At 74.5% G+C, this 23,146-nt stretch carries 22 protein-coding genes; 15 read left to right on the top strand and 7 right to left on the bottom strand.

All coding sequences use genetic code 11. The annotated features are described in order from the left end of the window. Positions 1 to 116: 116 nt before the first annotated feature. Positions 117 to 542 (bottom strand): PPOX class F420-dependent oxidoreductase, encoded by a 426-nt coding sequence (locus QSK22_RS10900; RefSeq protein ID WP_285493952.1) that lies wholly within the window; start codon positions 540 to 542, stop codon positions 117 to 119. A gap of 43 nt (positions 543 to 585) precedes the next feature. Here QSK22_RS10900 and QSK22_RS10895 point away from each other — a divergent pair, with 43 nt between their 5' ends. After that, entirely contained in the window at positions 586 to 1,209 is a 624-nt protein-coding gene (locus QSK22_RS10895) for an alpha/beta hydrolase family protein (RefSeq protein ID WP_285493951.1), read from the top strand. 134 nt (positions 1,210 to 1,343) lie between these two features. Here QSK22_RS10895 and QSK22_RS10890 read toward each other — a convergent pair whose 3' ends face one another. Continuing rightward, positions 1,344 to 1,562: a DUF5999 family protein gene (locus QSK22_RS10890; protein ID WP_285493950.1), complete on the bottom strand. Its 219-nt coding sequence runs from the start codon at positions 1,560 to 1,562 to the stop codon at positions 1,344 to 1,346. Positions 1,563 to 1,842: 280 nt separating this feature from the next. Here QSK22_RS10890 and QSK22_RS10885 point away from each other — a divergent pair, with 280 nt between their 5' ends. From QSK22_RS10885 to QSK22_RS10875, 3 genes are read left to right on the top strand one after another with little or no spacing between them, the layout of a single operon-like run. Continuing rightward, positions 1,843 to 2,589: a (Fe-S)-binding protein gene (locus QSK22_RS10885; RefSeq protein ID WP_285493949.1), complete on the top strand. Its 747-nt coding sequence runs from the start codon at positions 1,843 to 1,845 to the stop codon at positions 2,587 to 2,589. A 56-nt stretch (positions 2,590 to 2,645) separates the two neighbouring features. Next, positions 2,646 to 4,073, top strand: a complete 1,428-nt coding sequence (locus tag QSK22_RS10880; protein ID WP_285493948.1) for an LUD domain-containing protein — start codon at positions 2,646 to 2,648, stop codon at positions 4,071 to 4,073. Next, positions 4,070 to 4,711 (top strand): LutC/YkgG family protein, encoded by a 642-nt coding sequence (locus tag QSK22_RS10875; protein WP_285493947.1) that lies wholly within the window; start codon positions 4,070 to 4,072, stop codon positions 4,709 to 4,711. The genes QSK22_RS10880 and QSK22_RS10875 overlap by 4 nt, the downstream gene beginning before the upstream one ends. Before the next feature lie 62 nt (positions 4,712 to 4,773). Here QSK22_RS10875 and QSK22_RS10870 read toward each other — a convergent pair whose 3' ends face one another. Continuing rightward, a complete protein-coding gene (locus QSK22_RS10870; RefSeq protein ID WP_285493946.1) occupies positions 4,774 to 5,367 on the bottom strand; it encodes a TetR/AcrR family transcriptional regulator in 594 nt (197 codons plus the stop codon). A gap of 180 nt (positions 5,368 to 5,547) precedes the next feature. Here QSK22_RS10870 and QSK22_RS10865 point away from each other — a divergent pair, with 180 nt between their 5' ends. The 3 genes from QSK22_RS10865 (at position 5,548) to QSK22_RS10855 (ending at position 8,519) form a co-directional block, all read left to right on the top strand. Further along, the gene (locus QSK22_RS10865) at positions 5,548 to 5,964 is read left to right on the top strand and encodes a plectin (protein WP_285493945.1); all 417 of its coding nucleotides are present in this window, start codon (positions 5,548 to 5,550) and stop codon (positions 5,962 to 5,964) included. Between the two features lie 287 nt (positions 5,965 to 6,251). Beyond that, entirely contained in the window at positions 6,252 to 6,941 is a 690-nt protein-coding gene (locus QSK22_RS10860; protein ID WP_285493944.1) for a maleylpyruvate isomerase N-terminal domain-containing protein, read from the top strand. 186 nt (positions 6,942 to 7,127) lie between these two features. Next, the gene (locus QSK22_RS10855) at positions 7,128 to 8,519 is read left to right on the top strand and encodes an MFS transporter (RefSeq protein WP_285493943.1); all 1,392 of its coding nucleotides are present in this window, start codon (positions 7,128 to 7,130) and stop codon (positions 8,517 to 8,519) included. A 203-nt stretch (positions 8,520 to 8,722) separates the two neighbouring features. Here QSK22_RS10855 and QSK22_RS10850 read toward each other — a convergent pair whose 3' ends face one another. Beyond that, entirely contained in the window at positions 8,723 to 8,965 is a 243-nt protein-coding gene (locus QSK22_RS10850) for a metallothionein (RefSeq protein ID WP_285493941.1), read from the bottom strand. A gap of 56 nt (positions 8,966 to 9,021) precedes the next feature. Continuing rightward, positions 9,022 to 9,543, bottom strand: a complete 522-nt coding sequence (locus tag QSK22_RS10845; RefSeq protein WP_285493940.1) for an NUDIX domain-containing protein — start codon at positions 9,541 to 9,543, stop codon at positions 9,022 to 9,024. A gap of 320 nt (positions 9,544 to 9,863) precedes the next feature. On the opposite strand from QSK22_RS10845, the gene QSK22_RS10840 reads away from it, so the two are divergent. The 6 genes from QSK22_RS10840 to QSK22_RS10815 all read left to right on the top strand — a co-directional run bounded on the left by QSK22_RS10840 (position 9,864) and on the right by QSK22_RS10815 (position 18,869). Continuing rightward, entirely contained in the window at positions 9,864 to 12,134 is a 2,271-nt protein-coding gene (locus tag QSK22_RS10840; protein ID WP_285493939.1) for a molybdopterin oxidoreductase family protein, read from the top strand. Then, positions 12,131 to 13,633 carry an FAD-dependent oxidoreductase gene (locus QSK22_RS10835; protein WP_285493938.1) on the top strand — a complete coding sequence of 501 codons (1,503 nt, stop codon included), beginning with the start codon at positions 12,131 to 12,133 and terminating at the stop codon, positions 13,631 to 13,633. The genes QSK22_RS10840 and QSK22_RS10835 overlap by 4 nt, the downstream gene beginning before the upstream one ends. 332 nt (positions 13,634 to 13,965) lie before the next feature. Further along, positions 13,966 to 16,494 carry a nitrite reductase large subunit NirB gene (nirB, locus tag QSK22_RS10830; protein WP_285493937.1) on the top strand — a complete coding sequence of 843 codons (2,529 nt, stop codon included), beginning with the start codon at positions 13,966 to 13,968 and terminating at the stop codon, positions 16,492 to 16,494. Next, positions 16,491 to 16,889 (top strand): nitrite reductase small subunit NirD, encoded by a 399-nt coding sequence (gene nirD / locus QSK22_RS10825; protein WP_285493936.1) that lies wholly within the window; start codon positions 16,491 to 16,493, stop codon positions 16,887 to 16,889. Before nirB ends, nirD begins: the two co-directional genes overlap by 4 nt. Next, positions 16,873 to 18,048 (top strand): uroporphyrinogen-III synthase, encoded by a 1,176-nt coding sequence (locus QSK22_RS10820; protein WP_285493935.1) that lies wholly within the window; start codon positions 16,873 to 16,875, stop codon positions 18,046 to 18,048. Before nirD ends, QSK22_RS10820 begins: the two co-directional genes overlap by 17 nt. Beyond that, complete coding sequence (locus QSK22_RS10815; protein WP_285494047.1) at positions 18,048 to 18,869, top strand: sirohydrochlorin chelatase; 822 nt, start codon at positions 18,048 to 18,050, stop codon at positions 18,867 to 18,869. The genes QSK22_RS10820 and QSK22_RS10815 overlap by 1 nt, the downstream gene beginning before the upstream one ends. A 39-nt stretch (positions 18,870 to 18,908) precedes the next feature. Here the strand turns inward: QSK22_RS10815 and QSK22_RS10810 are convergent, their stop codons facing one another. Beyond that, complete coding sequence (locus tag QSK22_RS10810; protein ID WP_285493934.1) at positions 18,909 to 19,445, bottom strand: MarR family winged helix-turn-helix transcriptional regulator; 537 nt, start codon at positions 19,443 to 19,445, stop codon at positions 18,909 to 18,911. A gap of 100 nt (positions 19,446 to 19,545) precedes the next feature. Between QSK22_RS10810 and QSK22_RS10805 the strand changes: the two genes are divergently transcribed. Together QSK22_RS10805 and QSK22_RS10800 are read left to right on the top strand one after the other, a co-directional pair. Then, positions 19,546 to 20,526 carry an ABC transporter ATP-binding protein gene (locus QSK22_RS10805; RefSeq protein ID WP_285493933.1) on the top strand — a complete coding sequence of 327 codons (981 nt, stop codon included), beginning with the start codon at positions 19,546 to 19,548 and terminating at the stop codon, positions 20,524 to 20,526. Between the two features lie 2 nt (positions 20,527 to 20,528). Further along, positions 20,529 to 21,419 carry an ABC transporter permease gene (locus QSK22_RS10800; protein ID WP_285493932.1) on the top strand — a complete coding sequence of 297 codons (891 nt, stop codon included), beginning with the start codon at positions 20,529 to 20,531 and terminating at the stop codon, positions 21,417 to 21,419. A gap of 144 nt (positions 21,420 to 21,563) precedes the next feature. On the opposite strand, the gene QSK22_RS10795 is transcribed toward QSK22_RS10800, so the two are convergent. Continuing rightward, complete coding sequence (locus tag QSK22_RS10795; protein WP_285493931.1) at positions 21,564 to 23,123, bottom strand: RNA polymerase sigma factor; 1,560 nt, start codon at positions 23,121 to 23,123, stop codon at positions 21,564 to 21,566. Positions 23,124 to 23,146: the final 23 nt, after the last annotated feature.

Raw genomic sequence — 23,146 nt, 5'->3', positions numbered from 1 at the left:
AGATGACGGGCCGCCGGTCGAAGAGGGGCGCACGTCAGCGGACGATCCGCCCTGGCGCGCAGCCCGATCGGCGGCCGGGCATACCTCGTGCCGTGGTCTCTCCTGGGCCGGTCGGCTCAGGCGGCTATGTCACGTTGCGCGATGACCGTGGTGAGACGGACGCGGACGAGGGACTCGCCCGGGACGCCGTTGCGGGCGCCGAACTCCTCGGCCCGGTCCTCGCCCATGTAGCGGCCGCCGATCACGGTGGCCCAGCGGCGCACCTCGGCCAGGTCCTCCGACAGCGTCGCCTCGCCCTGCATGAGCACGAAGGAGTACGGAGGCCTGTCGTCGTCCACGCAGACCGACACGCGCGGGTCGCGGCGCAGCGCGCGGGCCTTCAGGGACTCGGAGCCGGTGGTGAACACCAGGTCGTCGCCGTCCAGGACGAACCAGACAGGTGTCACGTGGGGCGTGCCGTCGCCGCGGGTCACCGCCACCTTGCCGGTGCGGGTGCCCTGGGTGACGAACGCCCGCCACTCGCTGTCACTCATCTTCGCCATGCCCGTGAGCCTTCCCCGGCGGACGGGCCGCTACCGTGGGCGCATGCGGATCGACACGGCGCAGGGGCCGGCGGAGGTCGCCCTCGACGAGCCCGGCGACCCGGCGTTCCTGCTGGTGCTGACGCACGGCTCGAACGGCGGGGTGGACGCCGCCGACCTGCTGGCCGTCCGGGAGGCCGCGCTGGGCCTGGGCGGGGCGGTCGCGCGGGTGCTGCAGCCGTTCCGGGCGGCGGGACGGCGCGCGCCCGGCTCGCCGGCCCGCCAGGACGCCGCCTGGCTGGAAGTGGTCGGGGCGCTGCGCGGCAGGTTCGGGGACGTGCCGCTGGTACAGGGCGGGCGCAGCAACGGCGCCCGGGTGGCCTGCCGAACCGCGCGAGCGGCGGGCGCGGCCGGCGTGGTCGCGCTGGCGTTCCCGCTCGCCCCGCCGGGCAGGCCGGACAGGTCGCGCGCCGACGAGCTGCGCGCCGCCGGTGTGGAGGTACTGGTCGTCAACGGCGACCGCGACCCGTTCGGCGTGCCGGACCCGGCGGACGCGACCGAGGTCGTCGTCCTGCCGGGCGAACGGCACGACCTGAACAGGAACCCGGCGGCCGTCGGCGCTGCCGTACAGCCGTGGCTGCGCCGCTGGACGGCGCGGGCCCCCGCGCCGGGCGGCCGTGCGAACTGAGCACGCCCCGGCCGCCCGGACCGGCGGGCCAGCAAGCGGCCGGATGGAGTCGGCGTCGGTGCGGCGGCGCCGCCCCGAGGATGATCACCCCGTGTTGGTCCCCCGTGGGGAAGCGGTTCCCCCGTGGCGACCGGTCAGACGGCGGACGGCGCCGGCGCGGTGCGCGCCGGGGCGTCCGTCGGCCTGTGCGGTGCGATGACACCCCCGTCGGGCAGCAGCTCGCCGGTGTCCTCGAACAGGACGACGCCGTTGCACAGCAGGCTCCACCCCTGCTCGGGGTGGTGGACGATCGTCCGGGCGGCCTCGCGGTCAGGGCCGTCGGCGGCGGGACAAGGCGGCTGGTGCGGGCACATCTGCGTGCCTCCGGTCTCGACAACTGATGTGGGTTTGCATGTGTTTGACGTCACCCAGTGTGGAACGGTTCGCCCTGACCGGACCATAGCCCGAAGGGACGATTGTGGAGTGGTACCGGAGGACGGGCCGGGCCGTGACGGGCCCCGCTCAACTGTGCCAGATGCCGCCGTCCGGCCCCTCACCGGCCACCCGGCGCGCCGCGACTTTGCCGAGACCGGGAGCGCCGCGGCCCCTACGATGGCCCCTGGGGGTGTGGGCCAGGGGGAGGTGAGGCCGCACATGCGCGTCGCGCTGTTCGTCGCGTGCTTCAACGACGCGCTGTTCCCCGGCACCGGCCGGGCCGTGACCGTCCTGCTGGAACGCCTGGGGCATGAGGTCGTCTTCCCGCCCGGCCAGACCTGCTGCGGCCAGATGCACTGGACCACCGGCTACCAGCGGGAGGCCGCCGACCTGGCCCGCCGCTTCGCCGACGTGTTCGGCGGCCACGATGCGGTGGTGACCCCGTCGGCGTCCTGCGCCGCCACCGTGCGCGCCGCCTACGCGCGCATCGCCCGCGCCGTCGGCGACGCCGAGTTGGAACGCGCCGCGGACGGGCTGGCCGTGCACGAGCTGTCGGAGTTCCTGGTGGACGTGCTGGGCGTCACCGACGTCGGCGCCTACTTCCCCCACCGCGTCGCCTACCACCCGACCTGCCACTCCCTGCGGACGCTGCGGCTGGGCGACCGCCCGCTGCGGCTGCTGCGCGCCGTGCGGGGCCTGGAGCTGGTCGAGCTGCCCGCGGCCGAGGAGTGCTGCGGATTCGGCGGGACCTTCGCGCTGAAGAACGCCGACGTGTCGGTGGCGATGGTGGCCGACAAGGTGCGGCACGTGCGCGGCACCTGCGCCGACGTGCTGTGCGCCGCCGACAACGGCTGCCTGGCCCACATCGGCGGCGCCCTGTCGCGGCTGCGCGGCGGGGTCCGCGTCATGCACCTGGCGGAGATCCTGGCCGCCACCGGCGCTCCGGCCGCGGCGGGGCGGCCGTGACCGGCGGCTCCTCCGCCGGGGGGAGGGACTCCTCCGCGGGGCCGGTGCCGCTGCCCATGCCCAAGTTCGCGGCGGCGGCGCGCACCGCCCTGGCCGACACCGGGCTGCGCCGCGATCTGCGGGCCGACGCCGCGGCGCTGCGGCGGCGGCGCGAGGCGGCCGCGGGCGAGCTGGGCGACTGGCAGGAGCTGCGCGAGGCCGGACGCGCCATCCGCGACGAGACGCTGCTCAACCTCGACGCCTACCTGGAGCGGCTGGAGAAGTCGGTCACCGAGGCGGGCGGCGCCGTGCACTGGGCCGCCGACGCCGCCGAGGCCGCCCGCCTGGTCACCGGCCTGGTGCGGGCGACCGGGCAGGGCGAGGTGGTGACGGCCGCCGTGCCCGCCGCCCGCGAGATCGGCCTGCACGACGCCCTGGCCGAGGCGGGCGTGACCGTCCACCCCACCGACCTGGCCGAACTGGTCGCCCGGCTCGGCGGCGGCCGGCGGCCCGCCGCTCGCCCCGCGCCCCCGGCGTTCCACCGCGACCGGGCGCGGCTGCGCGAGCTGCTGGCGCGGCTGCCGGACGCGCCGCCCGACCTGCCCGACGACCCGGCCGCGCTCGCCGCCGCGGCCCGCGACCACCTGCGGCGGCGGCTGCTGTCGGCGCGGGTGGCGGTGTGCGGCGCCGACTTCATGGTGGCCGACACCGGCACGCTGGTGCTGCTGGAGTCCGAGGGCAACGGCCGCGCGGCGGTGACCGTGCCGGACACGCTGATCTGCGTGGCGGGCATCGACGCCGTCGTGCCCACCTGGAGCGACCTGGAGGTGCTGCTGCAACTGCTGCCGCGGTCGGCCACCGGGGACAGGATGAGCCCCGCCGTGTCCACCTGGACCGGCGTCACACCCGGCGACGGGCCCCGCGAGCTGCACCTGGTGCTGCTGGACAACGGCCGCACCGCCGTGCTGGCCGACGAGGCCGGACGGGCCGCGCTGCGCTGCGTGCGCTGCTCGGCGTGCGCGCACGTGTGCCCCGTCTACGAGCGCACCGGCGACGAGCCCTACGGACCGCGCGGCGGCGGGCCGATCGGCGCCGTGGTGACGCCGCTGGTCGAGGGCGTGGAGAGCGCGGCGCACGCGTCCCTGCCGTACGCGTCCACGCTGTGCGGGGCCTGCGCCGACGTGTGCCCCGTCAAGATCGACATTCCGGGGCTGCTGGTGCACCTGCGGGGCGCGGTGGTGGAGTCGCGGCGGCGCCGACCGGTGCCCACGCCCGAGCTTGTGATGATGCGCAGCGCCGCCTGGACGATGGGGGAGCAGGGCCGCTACGAGGCGGCGCTGCGGTCGGGCGCGCGGTGGGCGCGGCTGCTGTCGCGCGGCGGCCGCATCCGGCGGCTGCCCGGCCTGCTGGGCAAGTGGACCGAGGCACGCGACCTGCCCGCCCCGCCGGCGGGCGGCTTCCGCGGCTGGTGGCGGGCCCGCCCGCGGAGCGGGGGAGCGCGGTGAGTTCGCGCGAGCGGATCCTGCGGCGCGTGCGCGACGCGCTCGGCGAGGCGCGCGGCACGGGCGTGGACGTGCCGCGCGGCTACCGGCGCCGCCTCACCGCGGCCGAGGCCGCCACCCGCGCCGACGTGGTCGCGATGTTCACCGAGCGGGTCGCCGCCCGCCGCGCGACCGTCCGGCACGCCGGCGCCGACGATCTGGCGACGTCGGTGGCGGCCGCGCTGTGGGCGCGGGCGGCGCGGCGCATCGCGGCCCCGGCGGACCTGCCGTTCGGGTGGCTGTCGGAGCTGGACGGCGTGCACGCCGTCGCCGACACCGGCCTGACCGATCTGGAGACCCTGCAGGGGTTGGACGGCGTGGTGACCGGCTGCGCCGTGGCGATCGCGCAGACCGGCACGATCGTGCTGGACGGGGGCCGCGCGCAGGGGCGCAGGCTGCTGTCGCTGGTGCCCGACTACCACCTGTGCGTGGTGCACGCCGACCAGATCGTCGGCACCGTGCCCGAGGCGGTGGCGCGGCTGCGGCCGGAGCGTCCGCTGACCTGGATCAGCGGTCCGCCCGTCGCGGGCGGCCCCGAGGCGCGGCGGGCCGAGGGCGGCCAGGGCCCCCGCAGCCTGGAGGTCCTCATCGTCGAGGACTAGATCGTCGAGGACTGGCCGACCGGGGCAAGAGCGGCCGGCCGGGGCCGGTGCGGCGCCGCGGGTCAGGGGGCGACGGCGGCCATGATCTGGTCGAGGGCGGTGGTGAAGCGGGCCTGCCAGTCGACCGGGCCGTCGGGTCCGGCGGCCGCCGCGGTGGTGGCGCCGTCGTCGCCGGTGCCGCGCACCTCCAGCGCGACGTGCCCGATGACGAACGCCAGCAGCGTGTGGGCGGCGACGGCCGCGGCGTCGTCGGGCACGCCGCCGCGGTGCATCAGCTCGCGCAGCGACGCGGCGGTGGAGGCCAGGGCGGCGGGGTTGCGCCGGGTGACCAGCAGCGGCAGCACCCCCGCGTGCTCCAGCAGCCGCTCGCGGTAGGCGACGGCCCAGCGGCGCAGCGCGTCGCGCCAGTCGGCGCCGTCCGCGGGGGCGGCCGGCGCGACCGCCACGTGCGCGACCAGGCCGTCCAGCAGCTGCTCCTTGCCGCGGGGCAGGTGGTGGTAGATGGCCATGGCCTCCACCTGCAGGGCGTCGCCGAGGCGGCGCATGGTGAGGCGGCCGAGTCCCTGTCCGTCGACGATCGCAAGCGCCGCCTCGATGATCCGCTCGATGGTCAGCGGCGGGCGGTTCTGGGCGTTGATGCTCGGCTGTCGGACCATAGTGAGCACTTACCTTACTGCGTAAAGGGCGTGGGCGGGGTGTCCGCCGTCGCGACACGCCGGGGACGGGCGTACGCTAACTGCCGATCACACCTCGATCACGTGCCACGAACGGCCGGTCGCGGCCGGGTAGAGTCGAGCACGGCCGGTTGCGGCCGCGGACGAAGGAGGGGGACCGCCATGGCCTTGCGTCGCCGGGTGAGCAAGGACGTCGCCGAGCGCTACGCCGCCGACGAGCGGCTGGCCGCGGCCTACCGCGACCGGCTGGCGGCCGCCACCGAGGCCGAGCGCGCGCTGCGCGCCGCCGAGGCCGAGGCGCGGCCCGCGGAGGAGCTGCGGGCGCTGTCGGTGGCGTTCGACAAGGCGCTCACCGAGGTGCTGCTGGCCGCCGAGGCCGCCGAGCGGGTCGCCATGGGCCCCCGCGTGTACGTCTCCGACGGCGCCGACGCCGCGGCACGCCGCGCCGCCGAGATCGCGCGCCGCGAGGCCAAGGCCAAGCCGGCCGTGCGGCCCTGGACCGATGAGGTCGACCGGCTGCACACCGCGCGGGAGGCGCACCGGCTCGGCTTTCGCACCCGGCCCGGCGTAGCGGCCTGACACGGGCCCGCGAGTCCGGTTTCCGGCATCCCGCCCGGCGCCGGGCGGGGGCGGCCGACCCGGGAGGGGCGACACAGCGCCTTCCGGTGGCACCGGCCGCCGACTTCTGAGAACGTAGCCCCTCGGGGAACGCCGGGACGCTCCGCGTCGCCTGCGCGGCACCCTGCCGCGGCCGACGCCGCCGACGCGTCCCGCCCAGGGGTCCGCACGCTGTGCACGCAGGTGCAGCCGCCGGTCCGGCGCGTCGGCCGGCCGTCGAAGGTGCTCTGACCGCGGGGGGAAGTCACGTGGAGCGCACGCCGCCTGACCGTCATCGCGTTCTGGAGTCCTACCGGGACGGGGTGCAGGCGATCCGCGCGCTGGCCGACCGGGTGGCGGACTGGACGGCCCCCACCCCGTGCACCGAGTGGCAGATCATCGACCTGGTCGGCCATCTGCGCTGCGTCGCCGAGAACTACCTGGAGTACCTGCAGGACGCCCCGGACAGCCGGCTGGCCAAGCTGTTCGCCCGGGATGCCGCGGCCGCGGTGCTGATCCGCCAGCAGGCCCGGCAGAACGCCGCCGAGCTGGCCGTGCTGCCGCCCGAGCCGGGCCCCGACCGGATCATGGCGTTCACGGTGTCGGCCGGCGCCTACGCCGACCTGATGCCCGACATGTGGGACCGCACCCACCTGGTCTACCGGGGCACCAAGTACACCGTCGGCGACCACGCGGGCGCGGCCTGCGTGGAGTGGCACCTGCACGCCTGGGACCTGGCGCGCGCGATCGGCGAGGACTACCGGCCGCGCGACCCCGAGCTGCTGGTGTCGGCGTGGCACTGGGGCGTGCCGCATCTGCCGCTGGCGTCGGGCGACGCCTGGGAGGCGGTGCTGCGCTCCTCGGGCCGGTCCCCGTCCTGGCCGGATGCCGACGCCGCGTCCGGGCCCGGGGCCAGGCGCCGCCCGGGGGCCGGAGCCGGATCGTCGCAGGGGTCCTGACCTGGGGCTCGGGCCGCCCCGGAAGCAGCCCGGTTTCACAGGAAGGTGTTACCTATGTGCGCGGGATGTAGCACCACGGGCACATGACGTGCCGCCCCGCGTAACCCGCCGTCCCTACCTTCGCGGATGTCCGCAGGATCCGTCCGGCAACGCCGCCGGCCGCCGACGACACCCGAAGGAGACGCCATGACGGCGCTGACCGACGAAGCCGCCCCGCGGACGGGGGCCGCACCGCGGGGTGGTCGCTGGATCGACCACTGGGAGCCCGACGACGACCGGTTCTGGGCGGAGACGGGCCGGCGGGTCGCCGCCCGCAACCTGGCCTTCTCGATCTTCACCGAGCACCTGGGCTTCTGCGTGTGGCTGCTGTGGAGCATCGCGGTGCTGAACCTGGCCGACAACGGCATTCGGCTGTCGGTGGGCCAGACGCTGTGGCTGACGACGCTGCCCAACCTGGTGGGGGCGGCGATCCGCATCCCCTACACCTTCGCCCCGGCCCGGTTCGGCGGCCGCAACTGGACGGTCGTCAGCGCGCTGCTGCTGCTCGTGCCGTGCGCGCTGTTCGTGTACGCGATCGAGAACCCGGACATCCCGTACTGGGTGCTGCTGCTGATCGCGGCGACCACCGGCCTGGGCGGCGGCAACTTCGCCTCCTCGATGGCCAACATCACCCACTTCTACCCGGCCGGGCGGCAGGGTCTGCCACTCGGGCTGAACGCCGCCGGCGGCAATCTGGGCACAAGTGTCACGCAGCTGGCCATGCCCCCGCTGATCACCGCGTTCGGCCTGGCCGCCGTGGGCTGGGTGTGGATGCCGTTCATCCTGCTGGCCGCGGTGACCGCCTATCTGTTCATGAACAACCTGACCAAGGCGACGTCGGCGTACACGCTGCGGGAGATGGCCGCCGGCACCAAGGACGGGCAGACGGTCGTGATGTCGGTGCTGTACATCGGCACCTTCGGGTCGTTCATCGGCTACTCGTTCTCCTTCGGGGTGCTGATCAAGAACACGTTCCCCGACATCACCGGGGCGCACTTCATCTGGCTGGGGGCCTTCGCCGGGTCGCTGGCGCGTCCGCTCGGCGGCTGGCTGGCCGACCGGTTCGGCGGCGCCCGGGTCACGATGGTGAACTTCTTGCTGATGGGGCTGGGCGTCGCGGCGGTGGCCGGGTCGGTGCGGGCCGCAAGCTGGCCCTTCTTCCTGACGGCGTTCCTGTTCGTGTTCGTCACCACCGGGATCGGCAACGGCTCCACCTACCGGATGATCCCGGCGATCTTCCGGGCGCGGGAGCTGGCCGAGGTGGACCGCAGCGACGCCGCCGCCACCGAGCGGGCGCTGACGCGGGCCCGGCGGACCGCGGCGGCCGCGATCGGCATCATCTCGGCGGTCGGCGCCGCCGGGGGAGTGCTGATCCAGCAGACGTTCCGGATCTCCATCGAGGAGACGCAGGGCATCGCGCCCGCGCTGCTGGCGCTGGCCGCGTTCTACGGGGTGTGCGTGCTGCTCACCTGGATGTTCTACCTGCGGAAGGTGCAGGTGGGGCAGACGCGGATGAGCCTGGCCGAGGCGGGCGTGTGAGCCGCCGGGCCGGTCGCCGTCGCGCGGGACGGCGGCCGGCCCGCACCCCTTGGCCCGCCGGGCGTGCCGAACGCGCCCGGCGGTTCGGGCGGCTGCGGCGCCGCCGGGCGGCGGGGCCGGTCGGACGTGTCGGACAGGCCCCGCCGGGCAGAGGCGGCAGGGCGGGCGCAGCGAGCCGGGCGCGGCCGGTCGGGTGCGGCCGGTCAGGCGCGGTCGGCGATCAGTTCGGCGCTGCGCGGGTCGGCGGCGCGGGCGCAGTGCGCGCAGCAGTACCAGTGCCCTCCCACGTCGACGCCGTGGCCGAGGATGCGGCACTGGCAGTGCTCGCAGATCGGCGCCATCCTGGTGATCGCGCATTCGAACGAGTCGAAGACGTGCACGGCGCCCTGGGCGTGCACCTCGAAGCTCAGCGCGTAATCGTTGCCGCACACTTCGCAAGCTGCCATCGACGGTCCCCCCGTTCTTCGTCCGTCGCCTGCGGCCTACCCGGCCGGGCGCGTGTCTACCCCGGGCGGCCGGGGCAGGTGCCGGGGGCGAGGGGAGCGGCGCCGTATCCGGGTTCGCGGCCGTCCTCCAGGTAGACGGCGCGGTGCTCGACGAGGCCGCGCAGGCTGGGCTCCATGCGGCGGGAGATGTGCGGCGGGGCGAGTTCGGGCACCTTCTCGGGCGCCACCAGCACGTGGTCGGACAGTTCCTCGGGGGGCAGCCGGATCGCGGCGATCTCGCTGTCGGTCAGCGATCCGGCGAACACGAACACGTTGACCGCGTCCACGCCGTCGCGGGGCGGCCCCCAGTCCACGCAGACCAGGCCGTCCAGCCGCGGGACCAGGCCGAGCTCCTCCTCGCACTCGCGCACGCACGCGGCCAGGGGCGACTCGCCCGCCTCGATCACTCCGCCGGGCAGGAACCAGCCCTCCTTGTAGGTGGGCTTGACCAGCAGCACCCGCCCGAGGTCGTCGAGCAGGAGTGCGGCGGCGGCTCCGCGGGTGCGCGGCAGGGAGGCGTAATAAGCAAGGTCGGGCATGTACCGAGGTTAGGCGTGTCGGACGCGTGATGATCGGGCCGGGCGGGCCGGTGGGGACGGTTCCTGCCGCGGGCCCGCCGCGGCGCCGTCGATCCGTGCGACAGGCGGAGCATTTGCGACGAAACGGACTCGACTGGTGTCTGACAACGCTTGACACGCACGCGTCGAAGATCGTCGGGTGCGCCCCGCGGACGGCGCGCCGCAGGGGGGCGGGGCCGCGGCGTCCTGACCCTGGTGAACGGCGGTGCGTGAGCCGCTTTTAACAGCGGGGTCACACGCGGGACCCCGACGCGAAACGGGCCCCGAACAACCTCGGGGACATGACCGACACCCCGACCCACTGTCCCTACTGCGCCCTGCAGTGCGGCATGACCCTGGGCGGAGGGCCGCCGCCCGCCGCCGCGGCACGCCCCGGCGCGGGGCCGCCGCTGCGGGTGACGCCGCGCACGGACGTCCCGGCCAACCAGGGCGGACTGTGCCAGAAGGGCTGGACGTCGGCCGAGGTGCTGACCGTGCCGGACCGGCTGACCACGCCGCTGATGCGCCCTCGCCGCGGCGCGCCGCTGGAGCCCTGCACGTGGGACCGGGCCCTGGACCGGATCGCCGCCGAGGCGCGGCGGCTGCGGGACGCGCACGGGCCCGACGCGGTCGCGGTGTTCGGGGGCGGCGGCCTGACCAACGAGAAGGCCTACCAGCTCGGCAAGTTCGCCCGCATCGCGCTGGGCACCTCGCAGATCGACTACAACGGGCGGTTCTGCATGTCGTCGGCGGCCGCCGCGGTCGGCCGGGCGTTCGGCATGGACCGGGGGCTGCCCGGCCCGGTCACCGACCTGGCGGCCGCCGACGCGATCCTGCTGGCGGGCGGCAACGTGGCCGAGACGATGCCGCCGTTCATGCGGCACGTCACCGCCATGCAGCAGGCGGGCGGCGCGTTCATCGTGGTGGACCCGCGGCGCACCGCCACCGCCAAGCAGGCCGACCTGCACCTGCAGCCCACGCCCGGCACCGACCTGGCGCTGGCCAACGGCATGCTGCACCTGGCGCTCACCGAGGGCCTGGTGGACGAGGCGTACATCGCGGCGCGCACCAGCGGGTTCGAGGCGGTCCGCACGGTGGTCAACTCCTACTGGCCCGACCGTGTCGAACGCATCACCGGCGTGCCCGTGCCGCACATGCGCGAGGCGGTGCGGCTGCTGGCGCGCGGGCAGCGGTCCTACATCCTCACGGCGCGCGGCGCCGAGCAGCACGCGCGCGGCGTGGACATGGTGACCGCGTTCATCAACCTGGCGCTGGCGCTGGGCCTGCCCGGCCGCGAGGGCGCGGGCTACGGCTGCGTGACCGGCCAGGGCAACGGGCAGGGCGGCCGCGAACACGGCCAGAAGGCCGACCAGCTGCCCGGATACCGCAGGATCGACGACCCGGCGGCCCGCGCCCACGTGGCCGCGGTGTGGGGCGTGGACCCGCAGACCCTGCCGGGGCCGGGACGGTCGGCCTACGAGCTGCTGTCGGCGCTGGGCACCCCCGGCGGGCCGCGGCTGCTGCTGCTGTTCGGGTCCAACCCGGTGGTGTCGGCGCCGCGCGCGGCGGCGGTGGAGGAGCGGCTGGACGCGCTGGAGTTCCTGGTCGCGGCCGACTTCGTGCTGTCGGAGACCGCGGCCCGCGCCGACGTGGTGCTGCCCACGGCGCAGTGGGCCGAGGAGTCGGGCACGATGACCAACCTGGAGGGCCGGGTGCTGCGCCGCCGCCGGGCCGTGGCGCCGCCGGACGGGGTGCGCACCGACCTGGAGATCATCGCGGAGCTGGCCCGGCGGCTGGACGCGCCGGGCGTGTGGAGCGCCGACCCGGCCGAGGTGTTCGACGAGCTGCGCGCCGCCAGCGCGGGCGGCCTGGCCGACTACTCGGGCATCACCTACGAGCGCATCGAACGCGAGGGCGGGGTGTTCTGGCCGTGCCCGTCGCCCGGGCACCCGGGGACGCCGCGTCCCTTCCTCGACCGGTTCGCCACGCCGGACGGGCGGGCCCGCTTCACCCCCGTCGAGCACAGCGGGGCCGTGGAGGACATCGACGCCGACTACCCCGTCTACCTGACCACGGGCCGGGTGCTGGCGCAGTACCAGAGCGGCGCGCAGACCCGGCGGGTGCGGCCGCTGACCGAGGCGGCGCCCGAGGCGTTCGTGGAGATGCATCCGGACCTGGCCGAGCGGCTGGGCATCGACGACGGCGCGGACGTGCGGGTGGCCAGCCGGCGCGGCACCGCGACGGTGCGGGCCCGGCTGACCGACGCCATCCGGCACGACACGGTGTTCATCCCGTTCCACTGGGCGGGGCGGGAGCGGGCCAACCTGCTGACCAACCCGGCGCTGGACCCCGTGTCGCGGATGCCGGAGTTCAAGGTGTGCGCGGTGCGGCTGGAACCGGTGGCCGCCCCGCCGGCGGACGGCGTCGGCGGACGGGACATCGGCGGAGTCCACGCAGGCGGCATCGGCGGAGTCCACGCAGGCGGCATCGGCGGAGTCCACGCAGGCGGCATCGACGACGGCGAGATCGACGAATCGGGCGCGGCCCGGGAACCGAGCGGAGCGAGCAGATGAGCCGATCCTCCAGCAGCAGCGGCGCGCGCCCGGCCGACCGGCGCGCAAAGCCGGCGGGCATCGTGGTCGTCGGCAACGGCATGGCCGGATCCCGGCTGGTCACCGAGATCCGGGCGCGCGACCGGCAGGTCGCGCTGACGGTGTTCGGCGCCGAGCCGCAGCAGCCCTACAACCGGGTGCTGCTGTCCAACGTGCTGGCCGGGGTGACCGGTCCCGAGCAGATCGGCCTGGTGGACCCGGCCTGGTACGACGCCAACGACGTCGACGCCCGGCTGGGCGTGGAGGTCGAGCGCATCGACCGGGACGCCAAGTGCGTGCACGCCTCCGACGGCACCGTCACCCCCTACGACACGCTGGTGATCGCGACGGGGAGCACCTCGTTCGTGCCGCCGATCCCCGGCACCGAGGACGGCCTGCCCGAAGGGGTGGTGGCGTTCCGCACGCTGGCGGACTGCCGGCGCATCCTGGAGGCGGCCGACGGCGCGCGGCATGCGGTGGTCGTCGGCGGCGGGCTGCTGGGCATCGAGGCGGCGCGCGGGCTGGCCGGGCGGGGCCTTGCGGTCACCGTCGTGCACCTGGCCGGGCATCTGATGGAGCGGCAGCTGGACCAGGGCGCGGGCGGGGTGCTGGCGCGGACGCTGGGCCGCCTGGGCGTCCGCACCGTCCTGGGCACCAGCGCCGGGGCGCTGTCCACCGGCGCCGACGGCCGGGTGAACGCGGTGCAGCTGCAGTCGGGCGAGCGGCTGCCCGCCGACCTGGTGGTGATGGCCTGCGGGGTGCGGCCCGAGGTGCGGCTGGCGCGGGAGGCCGGGCTGAAGGTGGACCGCGGCATCCTGGTGGACGAGACGCTGCAGTCGCTGAGCGACCCCAGCGTGCGGGCCATCGGCGAGTGCTCGCAGTACGGCGACACCGTCTACGGGCTGGTGGCGCCGGCGTGGGAGCAGGCCGCGGTGCTGGCCGACCTGCTGACCGGCGCCGACACCGGCGCCCGGTTCACCGGGGCGCGGCAGATCACCCGGTTGAAGGCCAAGGGCGTGGACCTGGTGGCGATGGGGGAGACGCACTACGGCGACGACGACCCCGAGGTGGAGGTGATGCGGTTCGCCGACGCCAGCCGCGGCACCTATAAGAAGGTCGCGATCCGGCGGGACCGGCTGATCGGCGCGATCCTGCTGGGCGAGACCGGCACGGCCGGGACGCTGACGCAGCTGTACGACCGTGCGGCGCCGCTGCCGTCGGACCGGCTGAGCCTGTTCTTCACCGGGCTGGGCGGGGCGCAGGCCGCCGATTCGCCGGTGCGGATGCCGGACGCGGCGACGGTGTGCCACTGCAACAACGTCTCCAAAGGGCAGATCAGGGCGTGCTGGGAGAAAGGCGCACGAACTGCCGACGAGGTCGCCCGGGAGACGCGTGCGAGCACCGGATGCGGCGGGTGCCGGGACGCCCTGGAGGGCATCGTGGCATGGCTGGACGAACAGGACTCGGTGCCCGCCGGGTAATCCGCCCATGCCCTGGCCGTAAGCCGGATGTGAGCCGTGCGTGAGCCCGTCCCGACGCCCTGCGGGCCCGCCGCAGACGCCCGCCGCACGGGCCGCACCGCCCGCGCGATGGGCGCGAGGAGACACGGCCGCAATACGACCCCGCCGTCACGACGGCGGGGTTTCGCGCTTTTCGGAACCCCGGCGGGAATTCTTCCGCCGTCCAATGCGGGATGACCACGATTCGATTTCGGCGTGAGCGTCTTTTAACACGCCGGTGACAAACGGGACGCAACCGCGAAACGACCCCTGCACAGGATCGCAGCATGACCGACGCAGGAGGACACGGGCACATGAGGTTGGTCGTCGTCGGGCACGGGCCCACCGGGCACCGGCTGGTCGAGGCGCTGCGCGAGCGCGACGAGGCGGGCGCCTGGCAGGTCACGGTGATCGGGGAGGAGCCCCGGCCCGCCTACGATCGGGTCGCGTTGACCTCCTACCTGACCGAGGACGCCGATCTGGCCTACCCCGCCCACGACGAGGGCGTGACGCTGCTGACCGGCGACCCGGTCGCCGCCATCGACCGCAAGCGCCGCACCGTGCGCACCGCCTCGGGGCGCGAGGTCGGCTACGACGCGCTGGTGCTGGCCACCGGGTCGGCGCCGTTCGTGCCGCCGGTGCAGGGCCGCGACCTGCCGGGCGTGTTCGTCTACCGCACCATCGACGACCTGGACGCCATCCGCACCCACTGCCGCGACCTTACAGCGTCAAGGCCGGGGGCCGGAGGCGTCGTCATCGGCGGCGGACTGCTCGGCCTGGAGGCCGCTCGCGCCCTGCAGGGGCTGGGCGTCGACACGCACGTGGTCGAGGTGGCGCCGTGGCTGATGCCGCGCCAGCTCGACGAGGGCGGCGGGGTGATGCTGCGCCGCCACATCGAGGCGCTCGGCATGACCGTGCACGCCGGCACCCCGGTGGCGGGCCTGGAGGCCGGCGACGACGGCCGCGTGGCGCGCGTCGGGCTGGGCGACGGCGCGTCCGTCGACGCGGGCGTGGTGGTGTTCTCCGCCGGCATCCGCCCGCGCGACGAACTGGCCCGCGGCTGCGGCCTGCCGGTCGGCGAACGCGGCGGCGTCGCGGTCGACGACACCTGCCGCACCGAGGACCCGGCGATCTTCGCGGTCGGCGAGTGCGCGCTGGTGAACGGGCAGGTGTACGGGCTGGTCGCGCCGTGCTTCAGCATGGCCGAGGTGGTCGCCGACCAGCTGCTGGCCGCCGCGACCGGCCAGGACAGCCCCGCCCGGTTCGAGGGCGCCGACATGTCCACCAAGCTCAAGCTGATGGGCGTGGACGTGGCCAGCTTCGGCGACCCGTTCGCCGGACCCGACCAGGGCGCCCTGGACGTCACCTACACCGACCCGGTCGGCGGGGTCTACAAGAAGCTGGTCGTCAGCGACGACGCCCGCACGCTCATCGGCGGGGTGCTGGTCGGCGACGCGTCGGCCTATCCGACGCTGCGCGCCTACGTCGGCGCCGAACTGCCCGGCTCGCCCGAGCAGGCGCTGTTCGGCGGCACCGAGGCCGTCGGCGGCGACCTGCCCGGCGCCACGCAGATCTGCAACTGCAACAACGTCACCGCCGACACGATCCGCTGCGCGATCCGCGAGCAGGGCCTCACCGAGCTCGGCGAGGTCAAGTCCTGCACCAGGGCCGGGGCGACCTGCGGCAGTTGCGTCCCGCTGGTCAAAAAGATCCTGGACGCCGAGCTGACCGCCGCGGGCATCGAGGTCAGCAAGGCTTTGTGCGAGCACTTCGACTACAGCCGCGCCGAGCTGTTCGACATCGTGCGGGTGCGCCGCATCACCACGTTCACCGAGCTGATCAGCGAGCACGGCCGGGGCCGCGGCTGCGACATCTGCAAGCCGGTGGTGGCCTCCATCCTGGCCAGCCTCGGCAGCGGGCACATCCTGGACGGCGAGCAGGCCGCGCTGCAGGACACCAACGACCACTTTTTGGCCAACCTGCAGAAGAACGGCACCTACTCGGTGGTCCCGCGGATCCCCGGCGGCGAGATCACCCCCGACAAGCTCATCGTCATCGGCGAGGTCGCCCGCGACTTCGGCCTCTACACCAAGATCACCGGCGGGCAGCGCATCGACCTGTTCGGCGCCCGGGTGGAGCAGCTGCCGCGGATCTGGAAGCGGCTGGTCGACGCGGGGTTCGAGTCCGGGCACGCCTACGGCAAGGCGCTCCGCACCGTCAAATCGTGCGTCGGGTCCACCTGGTGCCGCTACGGCGTGCAGGACTCGGTCGGCATGGCGATCAAGCTGGAGCTGCGCTACCGGGGGCTGCGCGCCCCGCACAAGCTCAAGGCCGCGGTGTCGGGCTGCTCGCGTGAGTGCGCCGAGGCGCAGGGCAAGGACTTCGGGGTGATCGCCACCGACAAAGGCTGGAACCTGTACGTGTGCGGCAACGGCGGGATGCGGCCACGGCACGCCGACCTGCTGGCCACCGACCTGGACGACGAGGGCCTGGTCCGGCTGATCGACCGGTTCCTGATGTTCTACATCCGCACGGCCGACCGGCTGCAGCGCACCGCGAGCTGGCTGGAGTCGCTGGACGGAGGCCTGGACTACCTGCGCGAGGTGATCATCGAGGACCGGCTGGGCATCTGCGCCGAGCTGGAGGAGGCGATGGAGCGGCACGTGGGCTCCTACTCCGACGAGTGGCGCGACACGCTGGAGGACCCCGACAAGCTCAGCCGGTTCGTGTCCTTCGTCAACGCGCCCGACGTGCCCGACCCGAGCATCGTGTTCGAGCCCGAACGCGAGCAGATCAAGCCGGTCCTGGTGACCGGTCCGCGACTGGAGGTGGCGAGCCGATGACCACGACGACCGATCTGCGCCCCACCGGGCCCGCGCCCCGCGGCGACGGCGGGCGCTGGCACCCGGTGTGCTCCTACGACGACCTGATCCCCGAACGCGGCGTGTGCGCGCTCATCGAGGGCGTCCAGGTGGCGGTGTTCCGCACGTTCGACGGGGAACTGTACGCGCTGTCCAACCTCGATCCCTTCTCCGGCGCGCATGTGATCTCCCGCGGCATCCTCGGCACCCGCGGCGGCGTGCCGACGGTGGCCTCGCCGATGTACAAGGAGGTCTTCGACCTGCGCACCGGCGTGTGCCTGGACGACCCGCAGGTGGCGCTGCCCACCTTTCCGATCCGCCGGGATCCGGCGACCGGCCGCGTGGAGGTGGCCCTGACTCATGCGAACCGACAGTGAGCCGCTGGCGGGATTCGCGGTCGGGGTGACGGCCGCGCGGCGCCACGAGGAGCTGGCGACGCTGCTGGAGCGGCGCGGCGCGCGCGTGGTGCACGCCCCGGCGATCCGCCTGATCCCGCTGTCGGACGACACGCGGCTGCTGGAGGCGACCGACGAGTGCCTCCGGGAGCCGGTCCACTACGCCGTGGTCACCACCGGGATCGGGTTCCGCGCGTGGCTGGAGGCCGCCGACGGGTGGGGGATGCGCGACGCGCTGATCGAGCGGCTGGCGGGCGTGCAGATCCTGGCGCGGGGGCCCAAGGCGCGCGGCGCGATCCGTTCGGCGGGGCTGCAGGAGAGCTGGTCGCCGGAGTCGGAGAGCTGCGCCGAGGTGCTCAAGCACCTGCTGCGCAAGGATCTGGCGGGCCGGCGGGTGGCGGTGCAGCTGTACGGGGAGGAGCTGCCGGAGTTCGCCGCGGCGCTGCGCGCCGCCGGCGCCGAGGTGGTGGAGATCCCGGTGTACCGGTGGTCGCGCACCGACGACCCGACGCCGCTGCGGCGGCTGGTGGGGCAGGCGGTGGCGGGCACGGTGGATGCGATCACGTTCACCAGCGCGCCGGCGGTGGCGGCGACGCTGGCGGTGGCGGCCGAGGACGGGCTGGAGGAGCCGCTGCTGGAGGCGCTGCGCGCCAACGTGGTGGCGGCGTGCGTGGGGCCGGTGACCGCGCAGCAGCTCACCGAGCGGGGCGTGCCGACCGTGCAGCCGGAGCGCGCCCGCATCGGGGCGCTGGTGCGGGCGCTGGTGTCGGATCTGCCGGAGCGGCGGGCGCGGCGCGTGCAGGTGCGGGGGTTCTCGCTGGAGCTGCGGGGGCACGCGGTGGTGCTGGACGGCCAGCTGCGTCCGATCGCCCCGGCGCCGATGGCGATCCTGCGGGCGCTGGCGCGGCGTCCGGGGCATGTGGTGTCCCGGGCGGAGCTGTGCGGGGTGCTGCCGGGCCGGCTGGTGGTGGGTGCGGCGGCGGGCGGTCGGGACGCGCGCCCGCAGGCCGACGAGCACGCGGTGGAGATGGCCGTGGCGCGGCTGAGGCGCGGTCTGGGCCGGTCGGGCATCGTGGAGACGGTGGTCAAGCGCGGCTACCGGCTGGCGTGCGACCCGCTGCAGGCGGAGCTGAGCGGGTGATGCGCACGGGCGGCGGCCGCGCCGGCGCGGGCATGGCGGGGGAGGGCCCGGCGGGGCGCGGCCCGGTGGGGCGTGACACGGCGGGTTTCGACGGCGTGCCGACGCTGCTGGCGGTGGCGCACGGCACCCGCGATGCGGCGGGCCCGCGGACGGTACGGGCGCTGCTGGAGCGGGTGCGGGCGCTGCGGCCGTGGCTGCCGGTCGCCGAGGGCTACGCCGAGATCGCCGCGCCGGTGTTGGAGGACGCGGTGGGTCCGCTGCGCGGCCCGGTCGTGGTGGTGCCGCTGATGCTGGCGCGCGGCTACCACGCGCTGATCGACATTCCCGGGCGGGTGGAGCGGGTGTGCCCGCAGGCGGTGATGGCGCGTCCGCTGGGCCCGCACGGCATGCTCGCCGCGGCGCTGGCGGATCGGCTGGGCGAAGCGGCGGTGCCGGGGCGCGGGGACGCTGTGGTGCTGGGGCGCGGGGACGCTGTGGTGCTGGGCGCCGCGGGGTCGTCCGACCCGGCGGGCGTCAGCGATGTGCGGGTGGCGGCCCGGCTGCTGGCGCGCCGGCTGCGGCGGCCGGTGCCCTACGGGTTCGTCGCCGCGGGCGGTCCGGCGTTGGGCGAGGTGGTGGCCGAGCGGCGCGTCCGGGGTGCCGCTCGGGTGGCGGTGGCGTCGTATCTGCTGGCGCCGGGGTTCTTCCACGACCGGATGGCGGCCTCGAGCGCCGACCGGGTGTCGGCGCCGATCGGCGCGCATGACGCGGTGGCGCGGCTGGTGCTGCGCCGCTATGACGAGGCGCGCCTGCGCCTGTGCGGCGCCGTGCCCGTCGCCTGATGCCCGTCGCCTGATGCCCGTCCCGGGGGCGGGCGGGCGTCAGGCGGGGGCGTCGTCGGCGGCGGCGCAGGGCGGGCCGAACTCGGCGAAGCGGGGGTCGTGGCGGGCGAGCACCCGCAGGATCATGTCGGTGAACTGCTCCATCTCCTGCGGGGACAGCGGCGCGAACAGCCGCTGGTTGAGCTTGTGGATGGCTTCGCGGCGGCGGGCCAGGAACAGCCGTCCGTCCTCGGTGATGTCCAGCCGGTAGCGGCGCCGGTCGGCGGGGTCGCGGCGGCGTTCGATGTAGCCGTTGTCCTCCAGCACGTCGACGAGGCTGACCACGTCGGCGGGGTCCATGCGCAGGCGTTCGCTGACCTGCCGCTGGGACATCCCCCCCTCAACCGCCACGCAGGCCAGCACCAGCACGGCCGGTCCGCGGAGTCGCCCGGCGCCGGGCAGGGTGCCGGTCGCCTCGCGGCGGATCAGTTTCATCAGCTCGGCGACCAGGTGGACGGGGCCGCGCAGCAGCGGGTCGTACGGCGTGGGGCTGGAGTGCGCGCGGTCCGGTCGCTCCGCTGGTCTGGGGTCCGCCACGGCGCCTCCTCCGGCATGCCCGTCGATTTCTCTATTGACGGAAATATTAGGGTACTCCTATGGTTGGGCGGGCCAAGTGAACGTGACAAGGGAGGCCCGCATGCCGAGCGGGGAACCGGCCGTCGAGGTCGACGGCCTGGTCAAGAGGTTCGGTGACGTCGAGGCCGTGCGGGGGATCGAGTTCACCGTCCGGCCTGGAGAGATCTTCGGGTTTCTCGGCCCGAACGGTGCCGGCAAGTCCACCACGATCAACATGCTCTGCACGCTGCTGCGGCCCAGCGGCGGCATCGCGCGGGTGGCCGGGCACGACGTGGTGACCGAGCGCGACAAGGTGCGCCGCAACATCGGCCTGGTGTTCCAGGACCCGACCCTGGACGGCTATCTGACCGGAGAGCAGAACCTGCGCTTTCACGCCGAGCTGTACGGGGTGCCGCGGACGGCGGCGCGCGAGCGGATGCGGCAGGTGCTGGAGATGGTGGGGCTGTGGGACCGGCGCGGCGACCTGGCGCGCACCTTCTCGGGCGGGATGAAGCGCCGCCTGGAGATCGCTCGGGGGCTGCTGCACTCGCCGCGGGTGCTGTTCCTGGACGAGCCGACGGTCGGTCTGGACCCGCAGACCCGCGCGTCGATCTGGGACTACATCCGCCGGCTGCGCGACACCGAGCAGATCACGATCTTCCTGACCACCCACTACATGGAAGAGGCCGAATACTGCGACCGCATCGCGATCATGGACGCGGGGCGGATCGTGGCGCTGGACACCCCCGCGCGGCTCAAGGCGGGGGTGGGCAAGGACCGGGTGCGCATCAGCACCGACGACGATGCGGCGGCGATCGCGGCGCTGCGGGAGCGGTTCGGCGTCGAGGCGACGACGTCCGAGGGCGCGGTGACGTTCGCGGTCGCGGCGGGGGAGGCGTTCGTGCCGAAGCTGTTCGAGGACCTGGGCGTGCCGATCCGCTCGGTGAGCGTGTCGCGGCCGTCGCTGGACGATGTGTTCATGTCGTTCACCGGCAAGACGATCCGCGACGCCGAGGCGTCCGGCAACGGCTTCATGCGCATGGTCGCACGGGGGAGGCTGTGACGATGGACACGACGGACGCGACGGGCATCGCGGCGGCGCAGGTGGTGCGGGTGAGCGTGCCCGAACGCAGCATGCGGCACGACCTGCGGGCGGTGAAGATCGTCCTGCACCGGGAGCTGATCCGGTTCTGGCGGGACCGGATGCGGATGGTGGCGAACCTGGTGCAGCCGGTGCTGTGGCTGCTGGTGATGGGCACCGGCCTGTCCAACCTGATGGCCGCCGGGCAGGGCCCGGCCGGGGACGTGGATCTGCGCACGTTCATCTTCCCCGGCGTGTGCGCGATGTCGGTGATGTTCACCGCGCTGTTCTCGGCCGGGTCGATCGTGTGGGACCGCGAGTTCGGGTTCCTGCGGGAGATGCTGGTGGCGCCGGTCGGCCGCGCCGCGATCGTGGTCGGCAAGTGCCTGGGCGGCGCCGCGGTCGCCACCGGGCAGGGCGTGGTGATCCTGGCGCTGGCCGGGCTGGCGGGGGTGCCCTACGACCCCGTCCTGCTCGTCGAGCTGCTGGCGCTGATGTTCCTGACGGCGTTCACGCTGACGGCGTTCGGGGTGGTGCTGGCGGCGCGGATCACCAACATGCAGTCGTTCTTCGGGATCATGCAGTTGGGCATAATGCCGATGATGTTCCTGTCGGGCGCGCTGTACCCGCTCAACGGGCTGCCGGCGTGGCTGAGCGTGCTGACCCGGTTCAACCCGGTGACCTACGTGGTGGACCCGCTGCGGCAGGCGGTGTTCTCCCACCTGGACGTGTCGCCCGAGCTGCAGCGGGCGTTCAACCCGGGCGTCACCTGGAACGGGTGGCAGGTGCCGGTGTGGCTGGAGGTCGTACTGGTCGCGGTGATCGGCGTGGTGATGCTGGCCGGGGCGATCGTGCAGTTCCGCCGCAGCGACTGACCGGCGACTGACCGGCGGCCCGCCGGTTTTCCGGCCGCAGATGGCGAAGGGCCCGCCGCATCGCGGGTGGATCCGGCGGGCCCTTCGCACGGTCGGCTCTGTCGAGCCGCGTGGACGCTGCGGTCGGGGGAGAGGGGTGGCGGCTCAGACGGCGAAGTCGAGCAGCGGGTAGGCGTTGCTGGGGTGCCGCAGCTTGGACAGCGACTCCTTCTCCAGCTGGCGGATCCGCTCGCGGGTCAGCCCGAGCGCCTTGCCGATCTCGTCCAGGGTGCGGGGCGTCCCGTCGTACAGCCCGAACCGCATCGCCATGATCTTGGCTTCGCGGGGGGACAGCACGTCCAGGGTGCGGCGCAGCTGGTCGGCCATGAGCTGCCGGTCGACCAGCTCGGACGCCTCGGGGGTGTCGACGTCCTCGATCAGGTCGCCGATGCGGGTCTCGCCGTCCTCGCCGATGGTGGAGTCCAGGCTGATCGGCTGGCGGCTGGTGCGCAGCAGCTCCAGCACCTGCTCGGGGCTCTTGTCCAGCTCGACGGCCAGTTCCTCGGGGGTGGGCTCGCGGCCGAGGCGCTGGTGCATGTCGCGTTCGACGCGGCTGAGCTTGCTGAGCATCTCCAGTACGTGCACCGGCAGCCGGATGGTGCGGGCCGAGTCGGCGAAGCCGCGCTGGATGGCCTGCCGGATCCACCACATCGCGTAGGTGGAGAACTTGTAGCCCTTGGTGTAGTCGAACTTCTCCACGGCGCGGATCAGGCCGAGGTTGCCCTCCTGCACCACGTCCAGCAGCGACAGCCCGCGGTCGGAGTACTTCTTGGCGACCGAGACCACCAGCCGCAGGTTGGCCTCCAGCATGTGCGCCTTGGCGCGCTGCCCGTCGGCGGCGATCCATTCCAGGTCGGCGCGCAGCTGCGGGTCGTCGATGGTCTCGTGGGCCAGCTTGTGCTCGGCGTACAGCCCGGCCTCGATGCGCTTGGCCAGCTCCACCTCCTGCTCGGCGGTCAGCAGCTGGCGCCGTCCGATCGCCTTGAGGTAGGTGTGCACCGAGTCGCCCATGGTGGTGGACTGGTCGTCCAGGTCGGCGGAGGTGTCCTCCACCTCGACCTCGGTGACTTCGAACGCCTCGTCGTCGGCCGTGTCGGCGCCGACGGTGGTGCTGGTGCCGGCGGTGGTGCTGGTGTCGGCGGCCGGTGCGTCGTCGGAGGCGGCGGGGGCCGTGGCGGCGGTGCGCTTGCGGGCCGCCTTGGCGGTCCCCGTCCTGGTCTTGGTGCCCGCCTTGGTACCCGCCTGGGTGCGTGTCCTGGTGCCCTTGCCGTTCTTGGCGCCCTTGCCGCCGTTCGCACCGGAGGCCGTGTCACCGGCCGTGTCACCCGTCTCGTCGCCGGTGTCGCCGCCGGTCTCGTCGGTGGTGCCGTCGTCGGGCACGGCACGTGCGGTGCCCGCGGTGCGGGCCGGCGGCGCGTCGCCCCGGCGGGCGCGCGGGGCGCGGACCCTGCCGGAGCCCTCGTCCTCGGTGGCCAGGCCGATGCCCGCCTCGGACAGCTCGCGCAGGATCGAGCGGCCCTGCGCGGGGCTGATGCCGGCCGCCTCGAAGGCGCTGCGCACCTCGTCGAGTGAGAGGCGCCCGTGGGCACGGCCACGCTCGATCAGTTCGTCGAGTGCCGGGTTCGCCGACTCCGCGAGCGGGGTCTGTGCTGCGGTTCGTGGCATGGGGACACCCCCCTCCCTTCGGT

Origin of the sequence: Actinomadura sp. NBRC 104425, from assembly GCF_030269545.1 — a bacterium.
Taxonomy (GTDB): Bacteria; Actinomycetota; Actinomycetes; order Streptosporangiales; family Streptosporangiaceae; genus Spirillospora; species Spirillospora keratinilytica.
Note: the sequence above shows the minus strand (reverse complement) of the source record. Positions and strands in the feature narration are given on the sequence as shown.